Origin of the sequence: Paenibacillus sp. FSL M7-0656 (assembly GCF_038003225.1) — a bacterium.
Lineage (GTDB): Bacteria > Bacillota > Bacilli > Paenibacillales > Paenibacillaceae > Paenibacillus > Paenibacillus amylolyticus.
The window spans coordinates 6050723-6066095 of record NZ_JBBOOT010000001.1 but is presented as its reverse complement, the minus strand read 5'-3'; the positions used below and the strand labels follow the sequence as shown (position 1 = coordinate 6066095).

The window sequence follows — 15373 nt, the reverse complement described above, 5'->3', positions numbered from 1 at the left end:
TTCCTATAGGTAGTATATGAGAACGTTTGTGCTACAATTTAAGAAGCAGGCAACATGTAGAGAGAGAAACAAACACACACATTTCAGGAGGGTAATATGACAATTCCAAAAAAAGCTTCTTTATTCGCCATGCTCATTATGATTATGCTGGTTGCAGCCGCTTGCGGTGACAAAGCAGATAACACAGCCGCAACAGAAGAGCCTACCCCGACAGAAACAACGACAGGTACTGATTCTGATACAGCCAATACAGAAGAAACAGAGAACACAGAACCAGCAAGCGAAGAGTCCAAGGAAACTGATAATTCACAAGACGTTGAGCTGGGGACTACGAAAAAAGGTTCTTACACCAATGACTATTTTGGCGTATCTCTGAAATTTCCGGAAGCTTGGGAGTTCCAGGATGCTGCAGGCATGAATGAGCTGACAAGTGCTTCATCCGAAGCGATTGCTGGTGATGATGAAACAAAGAAAAAACAAATTGAACTGTCTCAGACCAAAACATTGAATCTGCTTATGGCTTCAAAGTATCCATTAGATGCAGGCCAAGTTGGTCCTTCCGCAATTGCGGTTGCTGAGAAAGTAAGCTTGTTGCAAGGCATTCGTACAGGTAAAGACTACCTGGAAGCAACCAAAAAATTCATGGTGGATAGCCAGTTCCCTTACGATTATAAGGAAATGACAACGGAAACCATCGGTGGTAAAGAGATGGATCTGATGCAAATCACGATGGATCCAGGTGACGGTTCAACCGTTACTCAAGATTACTATAGTACAATTATTGAAGGATATGCTTTCAACTTCATATTCACTTACGTGGATGATAAGACCAAAGCCGAGATTGATACCATCAAGAAATCGGTTCAATTCAAATAATCGCTTTTGATTACTGCCATTATACGAAGAACATATAACTCAACCCCGATAACGATCTGTGGAGATCATCGTCGGGGTTCTTTTGTAGTTAAAAAGACTATATATTGCACTAGCTAGATATGGCTACCCAGTGCCCTTCCGTGACTTCTACCCACTTGGAATGTTCCAGATTATAACGGTCCTCTACTTCAACATTTTCTTTAGTTGTTTCTTTGACAACATGTCTCTTTTTCTTCGCTTCTACCGCCGGATCAGGCACGGGAATAGCAGATAGCAAAGCCTTGGTGTAGGCATGTTGCGGGTTGGAATAGAGTTCTTCACTCTCGGCCAGCTCTACAATTTTCCCGTTATACATCACCGCCACTCGATCACTGATATGTTTAACCATGGACAAGTCATGCGCGATGAAGAGATACGTCAATCCGAGTCGCTGCTGCAACTCTTCAAGCAATTGTACGATCTGAGCCTGTATCGACACATCCAGTGCAGACAATGGCTCATCACATACGATGAATTCAGGTTCCACAGCCAGAGCTCGTGCAATACCGATCCGCTGTCTCTGTCCACCCGAGAATTCATGTGGATAACGCTGCGCATGGGTGGGATCAAGACCCACCATCTCCAGCAATTCCTCCACACGCTTTTCCCGCTGAGCGGCAGTGCCTGCAAGTTGATGAATATCAAGCGCTTCTCCAATGATATCCATAATCCTCATTTTGGGATTCAGAGATGCATAGGGGTCTTGGAAGATGATTTGCATATGTCTACGCATCGTTTTCATCTCCGAAGCCGACAAGCGATTGAGCGGGACTCCTTTAAACAGTACATCTCCACCTGTTGGCTCATGCAATCGCAGAATGGCACGCCCCGTGGTTGATTTTCCGCTACCGGATTCCCCTACAACGCCAAGCGTCTCTCCTTGACGAATATGAAAGCTAATATCATTAACCGCCTTTAAGGTGTTACCTTTGCCCAGATTAAAATGTTGTCTGAGTGATTTCACCTCAAGCAACGGCTGATCGTCTTCCAGATCTCTCGGGACCAACGATACCGGTTTGGGCTTTTTCTTCTGATCCAGACGTGGTAATGCATTCAGAAGTCTGATCGTATACGGGTGTTTGGGATTAGCAAAAATCTCTGTTGTTGTCCCGGTTTCCACAATCTGTCCTTCTTTCATAACAACAACCCGATCACACATGCCTGCTACTACGCCCAAATCATGCGTGATCAGGATAATCGATGTGCCCAGTTGGTCCTGCATATCTTTCATCAAATTAAGAATTTGTGCCTGAATCGTAACGTCAAGTGCGGTTGTCGGCTCATCGGCAATGAGTAATTCAGGACGACAAGCAAGTGCAATACCGATCATGACCCGCTGGCGCATGCCTCCGGAGAATTCGTGTGGATATTGGTTGTAGCGTATTTCACTACGAGTTATCCCCACCCGCTCCATCATGGCAATCGCCTGTTTCTTGGCTTCCCTTTTGGACACCTTCTGATGTTTGATTAGACTTTCGGAGATCTGTTTACCCACTTTAATAGTCGGATTAAGAGAACTCATTGGGTCCTGAAAGATCATGCCAATATCACGCCCACGAATGCTCTCCATCTCTTTCTGCGTTTTATTCGCCAGATCGACCCCTTTGAACAGAATCTCTCCATTTTTCATCTGTGAAGGCGGCGATGCAAGCAGCCTCATAATGGAACGTGCGGTTACACTCTTGCCACTACCCGATTCGCCTACAATGCCTAGTGTCTCTCCTTTGCGCACTTCAAAACTTACCTCTCGTACTGCATGAAACTCACTCTCTCCAGAATGAAAAGAGACCGATAGATCATTAACTTTCAATAAAGGTTCCATGTTATCACCAGCTCTCATCCGTATTTCACATTCACTTATCTCATATGTATACCATTTAATTCCTTGACAATTGTTTAGACCCTAAATAATATATACTATATCAATCGGAATAATGCAATTTAAACCTGAATGAAAGGAGGCACGCTTGGTTTGAATCTTGCAGAAAGCAACAGACTCTCGCGGTTGGTGCACAATTTAAGTTTTATTTATGGCAAAATGCTGCTTCATCCTTCCTACCGATATGTTCTGTTCATTCTTGGATTACCGATCAATCTGGTCGTGTTTCTAATATGGCGTTCGAATCGAAAAAATGACGGCTGGGTAGCCGCCAGGCAGACGGCTGAGCAAGAACTGCTCGCTTCTTCCTATCGGAACAAGATGAAGTTGGAAGTCGAAGTACAGCTACGACGCAAACATCGTTTTTTCCAGCAGCAGGTCAGTGAGGAAGAATTCAGACGTCAGACCGAGGAATGGTTAGAAGAAACGGTTCAGAAAGAGTTGAAGGAGCGGACTTCTCGCATACTTCAGGAACAGGGAAGTCAACGTCTTACGATGGCCGATACATTCCACACCCTTATCGACAAACCGTGGTTTTTCGCGATATCGATTATTCCTGGCTGTCTGATGTATGGCATCCTCTTTTTGTATGGAAATCCTTATCTAAAGTACATATTTGAAAGATTACTGATGACGGTATTTGTCATTCTGGGCGTAGCCACACTCGTATTTACGATTTTGTATCTGTCTCCGTTCAACCCGGCAGCTAACATTCTCGGAGAGACAGCAACGCAGGAACAGATTGCAGCATTCAATCAGGTGTATGGCTTGGATCAGCCTTATCTTACACAGCTCTGGAACAATATTAAGGGAGTTGCTCTCTTCGACCTTGGCAAGTCTTTTGCAGGAAATGAAGACGTAACAGCAACGATTGCAAGGAAGTTTCCAATTACATTGACGCTGGCGGTTATCTCCCTGCTGCTAGCACTCGTCATCGCATTGCCCATCGGTATCATCTCAGCGATTAAGCCTAATTCATGGTTCGATTATACGTTTATGTTCATCGCTCTGATTGGATTATCGATCCCGAATTTCTGGCAAGGACTTATTTTCATTCTGAACTTTTCGATCAAATTACAGTGGCTTCCCGCCACCTTCAACCCGCAGAACTGGCTGTCGATCATTATGCCAATCATTGTGCTGGGCACAGGACTTACGGCTGCGGTGGCACGGATGACCCGGTCTTCTACACTGGAAGTCATTCATGAGGATTATGTGATGACCGCCCGCGCCAAGGGGTTAAGCGAACGTCAGGTCATGCTGAAACACGCTGTACGTAATGCATTGATTCCAATCGTAACTGTGGTTGGACTTCAATTCGGAGCCATGCTTGGCGGGGCAGCAGTGACAGAGAAAGTGTTTAATATCAGCGGTCTCGGCAGCTATATTGTGGATAAACAATTCATCCCCGATATTCCGAGTATCATGGGCGGAGTAATCTACACAGCAATTACGATCTCCATTATCAATGTAGCGGTTGATCTGCTGTACGCTTTTATTGATCCAAGAGTGCGCTCCAAGATGAAACAATATTAAAGTGTGTGTTGAACTACCTCTTAAAGCAGGTGTATTATGACAAACTCGTCCTTAACACAAGAAATGCGTTTCCGGCTTAAGTCTTCTCGAGAATACAGTCAGGCAAGCTTCGCCTGGATCACGTCCCTTCTCTTGACTGCCTTGTTGCTGTTCAACAGTTATGACTGGAGCGGGCAGACGTTCAAACCATTTCTGCTAACGATACTTGGGATCTATGTATTCTTCACACTGGTCCAAAGTGTCATCACCCTTCGGATTCGAAAAGACTTGATCCGTACAGGTACGATCTCTACTTTGACCCGCAGGTTAGCCTGGGTTCAGCTACTTGCCATCATTTCTGGCAACATATTTATCGTAACGGCAGCCTTTCATCTGATTCGAAAAGCCAGGAATGTGGAGTACACCTTTGCGGTATATATGCTGTTAACCCAGCTGTTCGTCATCGGTGTATCCGCGTTAAATGTTTTCAAACCCTATGTGGCTGACAACTTTCTGCCAGCTATGGCGGTGCTCATATTTATTCTGGTCATCGACCTGGTCGTACTGATTATCGTATCCCGATATAACGCGACCTCTATCCTCCCTCGCTGGATGATCGGTGTCAGTGTAGTACTGATTCTGACCTCAATCACAGGTAATGTATTTGCCCTATTGCTCGGCATTTCCATTATTGGGCGCATTCGCAGACAGGGGAAACAAAAATCAAACTTCTGGAATGATCTGTGGGAGCGACTTGCTCCGAATATGACTGCCATGTCCGGTTTGTTTTTTATCATTTTTCTGTTCTCGATATCGATTTGCAGCTTCTTTACTTTTGATTACAGCATGGCTGTGGAAAACAACTACTCCGCTCTGCTTCAACCCCCTTCCCTTGCGTATCCCTTGGGAACGGACGACTTCGGACGATGTTTGTTTTCCCGGATTGTATTTGGTGCCCGGATCTCCTTAATCGTAGGTTGCATGTCGACCATCATTCCTGTGTTGATCGGTGGAGTCCTCGGAGCATTCTCCGGTTTCTACGGAAGGCATACGGATAACATCATCATGCGGCTGCTGGATATTCTCTATGCGATTCCGGGAATTCTGCTCGCCATTGCCATTATTGCGGCGTTTGGAGCCAATACGGTCAATCTTATTCTGGCGCTGAGTCTGGGTTCGATTCCAACTTACGCCCGTACCATGAGAGCCAGTGTGCTCTATGTATCTACTTTTGAATTTGTGGAAGCTGCACGTGCACTGGGGTACAACAATCGTACGATTATTTTCAAACACATTATTCCCAACTCCCTTGCGCCCATGATTATCAAGTCCACACTCACGATTGGTGGAGCGGTTATCGCTACCAGCAGTTTGAGTTATCTGGGACTCGGCGTGGAGCCGCATATTCCGGAATGGGGTAACATTCTGAAGCTCGGCAGTACATACCTGGAGACCCACTCTTATCTGGCGATTTATCCAGGCTTGGCTATTATTCTGCTGGTTCTTTCGTTTAACTTTCTCGGTGACGGTCTGCGTGATGCGCTTGATCCCAAGCTGGAAAAGGCATAACTGATTCGTCATTGAAATGAATGATATAGAAAAAAAAGAAATCACACATCACACATTCAAGATATGGAGGGTAATCCCATGAAAAAACGTACACTGATCTCATTACTATTAATTCTCGTCATTGTGATTTCCGGCTGCAGTGTAAAAACGAAAACTGAATCCCAGGCGGAGACCGCACCAGCGGACACAACTGAAACTGCACAAAAACCGGCTGACATTGAACTGCTCGCCATGAGTTCTTCCGAAAATGATGTAAACATTGTGCGCGACCAGCTGACTAAAAACGGCTTCAATGTGAAGTTGAACCTGCAGCCGGATTACGGCAGCTTCAAATCCCAGCAGGATGCAGGGAATTATGACATTGCCTTGTCCAGCTGGACAACGGTAACGGGAAATCCCGATTATGCGGTGCGTTCCCTTTTCAAAACAGGTGGAGATTACAGTATCCTTGCCGATGGGGAACTTGATAAGCTCATCGATCAGGCAGCTACTCAAACTCCAGATGAGTACAAAGACACGTACAAACAATTGGAAGATCGCTTGGTAACGGATCAGGCGTATATCGCTCCTTTGTACATTTCCCTGAAAAGTCAGGCTGTGAACCAAGACATTCTGAATGTCGACACCGTTCGTCTCTCCAAATCCCGCGCCATGGCTTGGGAACCGATTGAGTTCAAGGACAGCTCCAAAAATGCCAAAGATCCGTTGATTCTGACGCAAAGTGCATCCGTACTGACTTCCCTTGATCCAATCAAAGGAAACGACGGCTCCATCAACCAGTTGAACACCAATATGTATGTACGTCTCGTTAACTTGACAGATGACGATCAGCTGACAGCAGATGGATCACTGTCCCATAACTTCAGTATTGCTGAAGGTAATTCGGACTACTACTTCATTCTCAGAGACGATATCAACTTTGCAAAGATTGATAACAAAAAAGCTGTAGATACAGGAGAACGTGTCGGTGCAGATGATGTGATCTTCTCCCTGGATCGTGCTAAAAATAAAGATTCCGTTCCGGATCACCGGACGTACAGTCTGCATGAACACATCAAAGAAGCTGAGGTTGTAACGGATCTGAGTGCATTACAATCCATTAAACAATCCAGCGGTAACGGCACAATCCTCGAAGCATTGGAACAAGGATTGGGCAGCAAAATTACAGAACTCGTGACGGACAAAACCAAAGCAGATAATAGCGCAGGTAAATATCAGGTCGTTAAACTGACAACAACTGAACCTTTCCCGCAAGTTCTGAACTACCTAGCTCACCAATCTGCGGGTATCGTGTCCAAAAAACAGGTGGAGAGCATCAACACATATGATGTAGATTCCTTTGACGTCAACAAAGATATTCCTTACGGTGATCAGAACACCGTGACTGAAGGCGCAGCATACAATAACACCCTTTATACTAGCGGACCTTATATTTTGTCTTATAAAAATGACTATGAAGGTGTATTCTTAAAAAATCCGGCTTACCGTAAAGGCACGGAAGATGAGCCGAAAATTGCTCAGGTTAACGTCCGATTCATCGCGGATGCAGACAGCGCCCTCTCTGCTCTTCGTAGCAGTGAAATTCACTTATACTACGGTGTACCTGAAACCAAGTATGACATCATCGAAAATGACAGCAAACTGAAACTGCAAAGTCTGCCAAGTAACGCTGTCTCCTATCTGTTGTTTAACACGGCCAATCGTGAAGTTGCCAAGAGCAGTGACCTGAGAAAAGCCGTGCTGTACTCCATTAATCAGGATGAGATTTTGAGTTTCTACAAGAACAACAAACTCAAAGCATACTCTACAGTAAGCCCGCTCGTTCAGACCGGGAATGAATTGAAAGCTGATCCTGCAAAAGTAAAAGAATTCTTGAGTAACTACAACGCCTCCAAGTAAACGCATACCAACAAAAAGGCTACTATCAGAATCATGTGTTTGATCCTGATAGTAGCCTTTTTTATTCTTCCAGCACACGGCAATCTGCCAGAACATCGGGATAATTTCGCATGCTGTCCGCATCAGTAATTTTGCGAATAACTTTGCACGGTACGCCTGCTGCAAAAGAATGCGGTGGAATATCACGAGTCACCACGCTACCTGCTCCAATCACACAGCCGTCTCCAATCGTTACGCCCCCGCACACTGTGACGTTTGCCGAGATCCATACATCGTTACCAATCGTGACCGGTTTGGCATAACATAGCGACTTCACATCACCGTTCTGGTCCACCATCTGTCTCCGCTCGCTGGCAATCATGGGGTGAATGGGGGTAACAATCGTAACGTTGGGTCCAAAACTGGTATAGTCCCCGATCGTCACTTGTGCGTCATCTTGTATCGTCAGATTGTAATTACCGAAGAAATGCTCGCCTATCCGGGTATGCACACCATAATGAAAGAAGATGGGGCCTTGCATGAATCCACCTTCACCGATCTGCCCCATTAACTGTTGTAATATCTGATCCCTTTCCTCAGTCTGTTCTTCAAAGGTCTGACTGTAACGCTGACTGAGATTATGGGCCCGCCTTTTGATGATCTTTAATTCGGGATCACTTGGACTGAACAACACGCCTTTCATGATTCTCTCTTCTTCACGCATCATGAATCCTCCTCTACAAGGGTTAGCTTATAAAATAAAAGCCACAGACATGAACTGTGGGTTATAAGGCTTCTGATAGAATGCCTGACTTCAACGCCTGAAGCACCATTCCTCGTAACCCAGCATCAAAATCATGTTGGAACGAATCCTGATGTACAATCTCGGGCAACGACGGCATGGGGTGATCCTTCCCGTATTGTTTCCACGCCAAATCCAGCTCTTCTCTCTCCACCCGTTCCTGATAAATGACAATCTGGTGCGGGGCAACGACGGCATTAATCGTTTGCAAGATGTGACATACGTTCACTACAAAATCATCTTTGCTCATGTCACGGTGCCAATCAGGTGAATAAGGAAGATACTTGATCTCACCAAACATCCCGTTTTTCCCACGGATCATCTGTCCATTCAACATCATCCCCATACCCGGCGGGTATCGGTTCGGAAAATAAATTCCTGCTACACTCTGTTCCTTCATATCCGCATGCTGTGTACAGTATCCGCTAATCGCTGCATTAACATCATTCTCCACGAGAACGTTCAATTGAAACTCGCTTTCGATCTCCCGTATCAGATGTGAATGGATAAGCTCTTCATGACTGCTCACCGTGATGTCCCCATCCACGGCTTGCCCCGGAATACCGATGCCGATCATATCAATGGAGGGATATTCCTTAATGAAACGCGCGATAAGTTGCAGCATATGCTGTTTATCAAAAGCAGGCAAGATGCGCTCTTCCTTCAACACAACCTTATTCTCCAGATTCATGACCGTCGCCGAAATCAACTCCTGGCCTTTCATCTCTTTGATGTAAAGAACCAAAGCAAGCTTGAAGTTATAATTATATCGATATGCCTGAGCAGGACGACCGCCGTTAGAGGGAACCACTTTATCCTGAAACAACTCTCCGCCATCACATAATTCCTGAATCAGCGCATTAATGGTAACAACACTAAGATTGGTTAATAAAGCTAATTGCGGTTTGGTCGCCGTCTCAATCTGCTGCATGACTTCACGCACATTATTCAAATTGATGTATTTCATCATTGTAGCGTTGGCTTTTTTCATAACCCTCTCGTTTCTACTCTGGTTCAATTGAGCCAAAGCAATGGTATGGATGTCATTCACACCATATCATAACATAATGCCTTACCCGAACACATGAGTTCCATCGTGCTGGCAATGGATCGAAATCGGCAGAGCTACTTTGTTCACTCAAACAAATCATCCATCGATTTCACAGGTTTCACTTCCATCGGCTGATTTGACAAGGCCATACTTGCATAGGTACCTGCCCAAATTATAACTGCCATAATAACGTAGACCATCCATACTTACCTCCCTGTTTCATGCGGATTATGATTTTGCGATACTTACCACATGTGACTATTCCTCTAGTTAATAAACAGACTTTATAAAGTATATTACGTAAGTATGCGAGAATAATGGTTCTTTGTCAATATGATTTAGAATTATCCGAGCCCTTTTCAGTCCAAGGAACATGTGGACAACATGACTACAACAACACGTATTATCTCGATGCTTATAAAAAATAACTGCCGAAAGAATCATTCAACGATTCTTTCGGCAGCCGTTTGTTCAATATACAAGCAGTTTATTTTGAATAGATTCGCTGTACCCCGGGCAATAAGGTCACAACTTGAATACCCACTCCCCATGCAAAATAGACCAAGTGAATGATAGAGACATCCTGAATCCAGTACACCTGCGCCATAATCCATATGATGAGAGCAAACCCCGTATACAACGAAAAAGTCCAAGCCCAATAGCGGTCAGGATAGAGATTCATTCTCTCACCCATCCCCCAATGAACGTAGCGGATGAGCGAAATAGCAATCGTTGTAGGCATCACGCCAAGAACCAGCAATAGGATGATCCCCGGGAACAAAAAACTGGCAAACGGAGAATTCTCTAACAAAGATGCGGGCAAATTCACCATACTTCCGGATGGGTCTATGATTAAAATGATGCCTCCAATGATCGCCCCAATCCCCAGCATTCCATGCATCAACATGAGTAACCACGATCTGCCTATACGTTGCTTCATCATGAATGGCTCCTTCCGTTCTCTCGTTTCTCAACTTCATATATGGAGGATTATGCTCAAACCCTCTAGTACCATTCTCACACATGCCGCGTATTGTTCCTGTGCTTCTTTTCACTATATTGGTCTCGAAAATCATTCGTAATGGAAAAACTTGATAAAAGAACGTACGTTCGGTATAATGGGATTATCCTGAATAAGCGAGAGGCAGATATGGACGACAAATTTATTAAGGAATTACGCGAGATTAGTCGGGATGACAGACGAAGATCGGAATTTATGATTCAAGGTTTGAAGGAAACACTGCAAGAACGCAAAGAAGAAGGCATACTCAAGCGCTGGATACGGCGTAAGAAAACAGAGAAAAAAATCTCTCAAAGATTTAATCAAGATCCTCACTCGGATCAAAAGTAACAACATAAAAAGGAGGCGGAATACGCCTCCCTTGCTATTTACATAAGTGAATTATTTAGAATTCATTAGTTGTGACTCAACCCATAAGTTTGCCAAAGTAAACATTTATGCTTCCAATAGGTCAAATCCTAGCTGAACTTGGTTCCTGATAAGCTTACTTGCCTCTTGCCAGTTTATTGCCTTTATGTGTTAATCTAGTCCAAAGGACTTTCTTATAAAGGGAGTGAAAATATGACAAATACTTCGGGTTCAGTATCAAAAAAGAAGGTGATAATTCTGGTGACAGGGATGTCGGGTACAGGTAAATCAACGGTTCTAAGCGAACTTGCTCATAGGGGGCATAGAATTATCGATACCGATTATGATGGTTGGAGTGAGAATGTGGATGGTTCTGGGTGGTTATGGCACGAGAATCGAATTGATGAGCTGCTCACTGAACATAGCGAAGGTACTTTATTCATTTCGGGTTGTGTATCAAATCAGGGGAAGTTTTACCCGCTGTTTGATGCAGTAGTGTTGTTAAGTGCCCCCCTCGAAGTAATCCTTGAACGTGTAGCTTCCCGTAAGACGAACGATTATGGAAAAACCGTCGATCAACGTGAAGAAATTATACAAAACGTCGCTAGTGTTGAGCCTCTCTTACGTGCTGGAGCTACTGTTGAGATCGATATCAGGAAGCCGCTTGATGAAGTTGTAACCGAGCTTGAGCTCATTGCCAACTCCACTAGCTGATCACTTCCTCACACTGTACAAAACCGCCCAGTTCGACCAATCTAAGTACCTTGTCAAACTAAGCAGCCAATCACAATGATCGGCTGCTTTCTTAGTTTTATTGAGTTAACGTTTCCCGTTAGTTTAATAAAGAAATATTGGAGCTAATTATAATAATTAGTTTACTCTTATCGTTCATCAAAGTCCTTCAAACACTTGACATTGATTGTATTAATTAAAAAATGGCCACCTAATGGTGACCAATAACTGGAAGAAACCGTCTCTACTTTTTACTAACCGGAATCCATACCTCACAGATTGAATCTTTGTGCGTGTCATCAACCCAGTAATACTTCTCTATACATGGCCCTTCAACTTGTTCAAAACTCACCGAGGGGAACCATTCTGTGTAGATGCGTTTCCAGATATTTTGAATACCCAATCCGATTTCTACATCGTTCGGAATCGTCTCACGACTATCGAATACCGCATAAGTTTGACTAGGAACATTAAGGACGGTAAATTCATCTGGAACCTGTTTTCCTTCCGGCAGTTCCGCTCCCAACAAATAGCACTTTGACCCATCCTCGTCAAAGTCGAAATGATAACCGTACAGCAATGATCCCGCTGGTCTCCCTACCAACTCGTTAATCTGATCATGAATACCATTCCTCCAAATTACCTCCACAAACACGGGTATCTCCTCATAGGCATCTTTATGGATAGTAACGTTCTTACCAAATACTGTTGATTCCATTTCCTCCACGATTCGATAATTCATCTCGGTTTCCCCTTTAATCTGAATTTGAAAGGAAATTCGAGGAAATGCTTTAAGTTTCACATTCATTTTCTTAGCCGCAAGAGGTGTTACCCCATGCATCCGCCGAAAAGCTTTTGTAAATGCCGCCGGACTGTCATAACCGTACTTAAGCGCGACATCAATGACTTTACAATCCGTTCCCGCTAACTCCTGCGCCGCAAGCGTTAGCCGCCTATTCCTCACGTACTGAGTCACGGTAACACCGGTTACTGCATGAAACATTCGCTGAAAATGATATTTTGAACTCATTGCTGACCTAGCAATGTCCTCAATCTCAATCGGCAAGTGCAGATGTTGCTCCACATAATCAATGGATTGACTAAGCTGCTTAAGCATCTCCAGGATCTCTCATCTCCTTTCTCCTACAGTATAAAAGAACCGTTAAACACCTTCTTGTTTAGAAATGCTCTATTTTGTCTAGAAATTCAAGTACAAAACGAGAAATTTTGTATGTAATGCTTCAGCATGTAGCATTCCTGACCGATTAACAACCCATATTTTGATTTATATTAACACATATTGAAAGAGTTCTGCCCAATAGCTTAAGAAAAACAACTGTGGTGGCAAACTATTCTTGGACTATTCCTAAACTATCCTGCCCGTTAGTTGAACTAAAGCAGCCGATCACGTTGGTCAGATGCTTTGTTGGATTTATTGAGCTATCGTTTCCCGTTAGCGTAACGTTCTGTACTTCTACCTATGATACGGATCACCGTAATGAATCAAAACATAAAGTATCTTTTGATCACAAGATATACATATCAACATAAACAAAATCCCACTCCATGGCCGAGTGGGATTTTGAATAGAACTTCTCTTTTGTGGAACTATCGTTCCGCTAAATCAAGGAAGAGTAGTATTTCTAACATACTTCATTCCAACTCTAAAATTGATTCGCCACTAATTATCGTACCATTATTCTTACCCTCACAGATTTCTTTCATCGAACCTGGTTTATCGAAGTTAAACACATGCATTGGCAAATTGTAGTCTCTTGCCAAAATGAAAGCTGATTGGTCCATTACCTTTAAGTTGCGTTCTAAAACGTCGTTGTAATGAAGCGAACGAAATTTCTTTGCATTTTTATCAAATTTAGGGTCTGCATTAAGAACACCATCAACACCTTGCTTTGCAACTAATAAGGCGTCACAATTAACCTCAATGGCTCTTTGTACTGAAGGATAGTCTGTTGTAACGTAAGGTTGACCGTTCCCTCCTGCAAAAATTACAATATAGCCTTTCTCTAGATGGTGAACTGCTCTTAGACGGATGTATGGTTCTGCAACTGAAGTAATAGGTATAGCGGTCATTACCCGTACTTCCTTTTTGGTCTTGGCTTTAAGAACTCCACGAAGCATTAAACTATTTACTACAGTCGCAAGTGTTCCAATGTTGTCAGCTTCTGCCCTTTCTATCCCCCAGCTTTCCGCCATATTACCTCGAAAAATATTACCCCCACCAATAACTAATGATACTTCAACTCCTAAGTTTACTATTGACATAATTTCATCAGCGATTTGGTCCAATCTTTCCGGTTCAAAACCAAATTCAGAGTTTCCGGCTACTGCTCCGCCACTTAGCTTAACGAGAACTCTTTTATACCTTGACAATTAATACACCCCCATAAAATAAAAACACTAAAGCAATAAATGCTTTAGTGTCCTACAGGAATGGAAATATGAAATTACACAAGTCGACTGAATATAAGTCTTACTTTTCCACCTCATACCCCCACCCCTTCCATGTTTTTCCGTTAAGTAATTTTACATTACGTGAGGCTAAATTGCAATTACCGTCAATATTAAATCTGCAGGCAATTTCAATAAGTTATAGAATGATTTACGATGAGCCGTATCAAAGAGCTACCTTGCCACTATCCTGCCCCTTAGCTGAAAAACAGCCGACTATTTAGCCGGCTTTCTACTTGAGTATCATTCTGAGTTCTGTACCTGATTTAACTATTTCAGCTTTTGATCTACCCCGTATTACGGCAGAATGGCAAAGGACCGGACTGGAAAACCAGAAGCTCTCTCCGCTTTGGGTACAATGTTGAAGATTACCGCGCCTTTAGCCGGCACCTGATCCAGGTTTGTTAACAGCTCGACCTGGTATGTATCCTGGGCAAGTACATAATATTCTGCCAGAAGTGCCCCATTCTTCTGATAATCCACCGCTGAATCCGTATCAAAGGTTTCATGCCCAATGGCTTGCACTTTTCTTTCCTCAAATAAAAACATGAGCGCACTAACCGACCAGCCGGGTGCATGACTGTTGCCCTCCGCATCCTTGTTATCAAATGTTTCATGGTTAGGCCAGCGTTTGCTCCAATCGGTACGTAAGGCTACAAAGCTTCCAGCTTCAATCACGCCATGCTGTCTTTCAAATTCAAGAATATGCTCCACATCCAGTGTAAAGTCCGGATTGTTCTCTACTTCGGCGGACTGGTCAATGACCACAAGTGGCAATACAAGCTCCTTCAAACCTAGTTCATCCAGATACCGGGTATCCCGAACGAAGTGGATCGGCGCATCAAGATGTGTCCCGTATTGACCCGGGAACTTGAAGCTCTGGGCAAAGAAACCTTGATCGTGATCAAACAGTGTATCGAATTGTGCTGCCTCAAAAGCTGAAAAATGTGGAGAGCCTGGACCAAACGTATGGGTCAGATCCACCCATTTCTTTTCTTTTAACAATTGAATGGCTTGAATGAGTTCGTTGGACATCCTAATCACCTCATGCACAAAATGGAATAAATTTCTCCTATTATATCTTATTCCACTACAATTGGGGAGCAGTCCCTATATTGGTTCTTAGGGCTGTTAATTTTCAAATTTAAAAACTTCACTGACCGTAGATGTCAGTGAAGTTAATTTATAATACAA

General features: G+C 43.6%; 13 protein-coding genes. 6 read left to right on the top strand and 7 right to left on the bottom strand.

The genetic code is table 11. The annotated features are described in order from the left end of the window. Positions 1–96: 96 nt before the first annotated feature. Positions 97–876, top strand: coding sequence for a hypothetical protein (locus MHI01_RS26645; protein ID WP_127550049.1), 780 nt, complete (start codon positions 97–99; stop codon positions 874–876). A 109-nt stretch (positions 877–985) separates the two neighbouring features. Here MHI01_RS26645 and MHI01_RS26640 read toward each other — a convergent pair whose 3' ends face one another. Continuing rightward, on the bottom strand, positions 986–2737 hold the full coding sequence (locus tag MHI01_RS26640; RefSeq protein WP_036668695.1) for an ABC transporter ATP-binding protein: 1752 nt from the start codon (positions 2735–2737) through the stop codon (positions 986–988). Between the two features lie 150 nt (positions 2738–2887). Between MHI01_RS26640 and MHI01_RS26635 the strand changes: the two genes are divergently transcribed. The 3 genes from MHI01_RS26635 to MHI01_RS26625 all read left to right on the top strand — a co-directional run bounded on the left by MHI01_RS26635 (position 2888) and on the right by MHI01_RS26625 (position 7777). Continuing rightward, positions 2888–4330 (top strand): ABC transporter permease subunit, encoded by a 1443-nt coding sequence (locus tag MHI01_RS26635; protein WP_340984514.1) that lies wholly within the window; start codon positions 2888–2890, stop codon positions 4328–4330. Positions 4331–4366: 36 nt separating this feature from the next. After that, a complete protein-coding gene (locus MHI01_RS26630; RefSeq protein ID WP_076328215.1) occupies positions 4367–5878 on the top strand; it encodes an ABC transporter permease in 1512 nt (503 codons plus the stop codon). Between the two features lie 78 nt (positions 5879–5956). Further along, positions 5957–7777, top strand: a complete 1821-nt coding sequence (locus MHI01_RS26625; protein WP_340984513.1) for an ABC transporter substrate-binding protein — start codon at positions 5957–5959, stop codon at positions 7775–7777. Positions 7778–7838: 61 nt separating this feature from the next. On the opposite strand, the gene MHI01_RS26620 is transcribed toward MHI01_RS26625, so the two are convergent. From MHI01_RS26620 to MHI01_RS26610, 3 genes are all read right to left on the bottom strand, one after another. Beyond that, positions 7839–8480, bottom strand: a complete 642-nt coding sequence (locus tag MHI01_RS26620) for a sugar O-acetyltransferase (protein WP_340984512.1) — start codon at positions 8478–8480, stop codon at positions 7839–7841. Positions 8481–8541: 61 nt separating this feature from the next. Beyond that, entirely contained in the window at positions 8542–9549 is a 1008-nt protein-coding gene (locus MHI01_RS26615; RefSeq protein ID WP_036668702.1) for an ROK family protein, read from the bottom strand. Positions 9550–10096: 547 nt separating this feature from the next. Next, the gene (locus MHI01_RS26610; protein ID WP_340984510.1) at positions 10097–10549 is read right to left on the bottom strand and encodes a hypothetical protein; all 453 of its coding nucleotides are present in this window, start codon (positions 10547–10549) and stop codon (positions 10097–10099) included. A gap of 210 nt (positions 10550–10759) precedes the next feature. Here MHI01_RS26610 and MHI01_RS26605 point away from each other — a divergent pair, with 210 nt between their 5' ends. Together MHI01_RS26605 and MHI01_RS26600 are read left to right on the top strand one after the other, a co-directional pair. Further along, positions 10760–10960 carry a hypothetical protein gene (locus MHI01_RS26605; RefSeq protein WP_026080945.1) on the top strand — a complete coding sequence of 67 codons (201 nt, stop codon included), beginning with the start codon at positions 10760–10762 and terminating at the stop codon, positions 10958–10960. 231 nt (positions 10961–11191) lie between these two features. After that, positions 11192–11692 carry an AAA family ATPase gene (locus MHI01_RS26600; protein ID WP_340984509.1) on the top strand — a complete coding sequence of 167 codons (501 nt, stop codon included), beginning with the start codon at positions 11192–11194 and terminating at the stop codon, positions 11690–11692. Positions 11693–11954: 262 nt separating this feature from the next. Here MHI01_RS26600 and MHI01_RS26595 read toward each other — a convergent pair whose 3' ends face one another. The 3 genes from MHI01_RS26595 to MHI01_RS26585 form a co-directional block, all read right to left on the bottom strand. Then, a complete protein-coding gene (locus MHI01_RS26595) occupies positions 11955–12827 on the bottom strand; it encodes an AraC family transcriptional regulator (RefSeq protein ID WP_084650057.1) in 873 nt (290 codons plus the stop codon). A 536-nt stretch (positions 12828–13363) separates the two neighbouring features. Continuing rightward, complete coding sequence (gene pyrH, locus MHI01_RS26590) at positions 13364–14101, bottom strand: UMP kinase (RefSeq protein ID WP_340984508.1); 738 nt, start codon at positions 14099–14101, stop codon at positions 13364–13366. Between the two features lie 375 nt (positions 14102–14476). Beyond that, positions 14477–15214 (bottom strand): cyclase family protein, encoded by a 738-nt coding sequence (locus tag MHI01_RS26585; RefSeq protein ID WP_340984507.1) that lies wholly within the window; start codon positions 15212–15214, stop codon positions 14477–14479. Positions 15215–15373 lie beyond the last annotated feature (159 nt).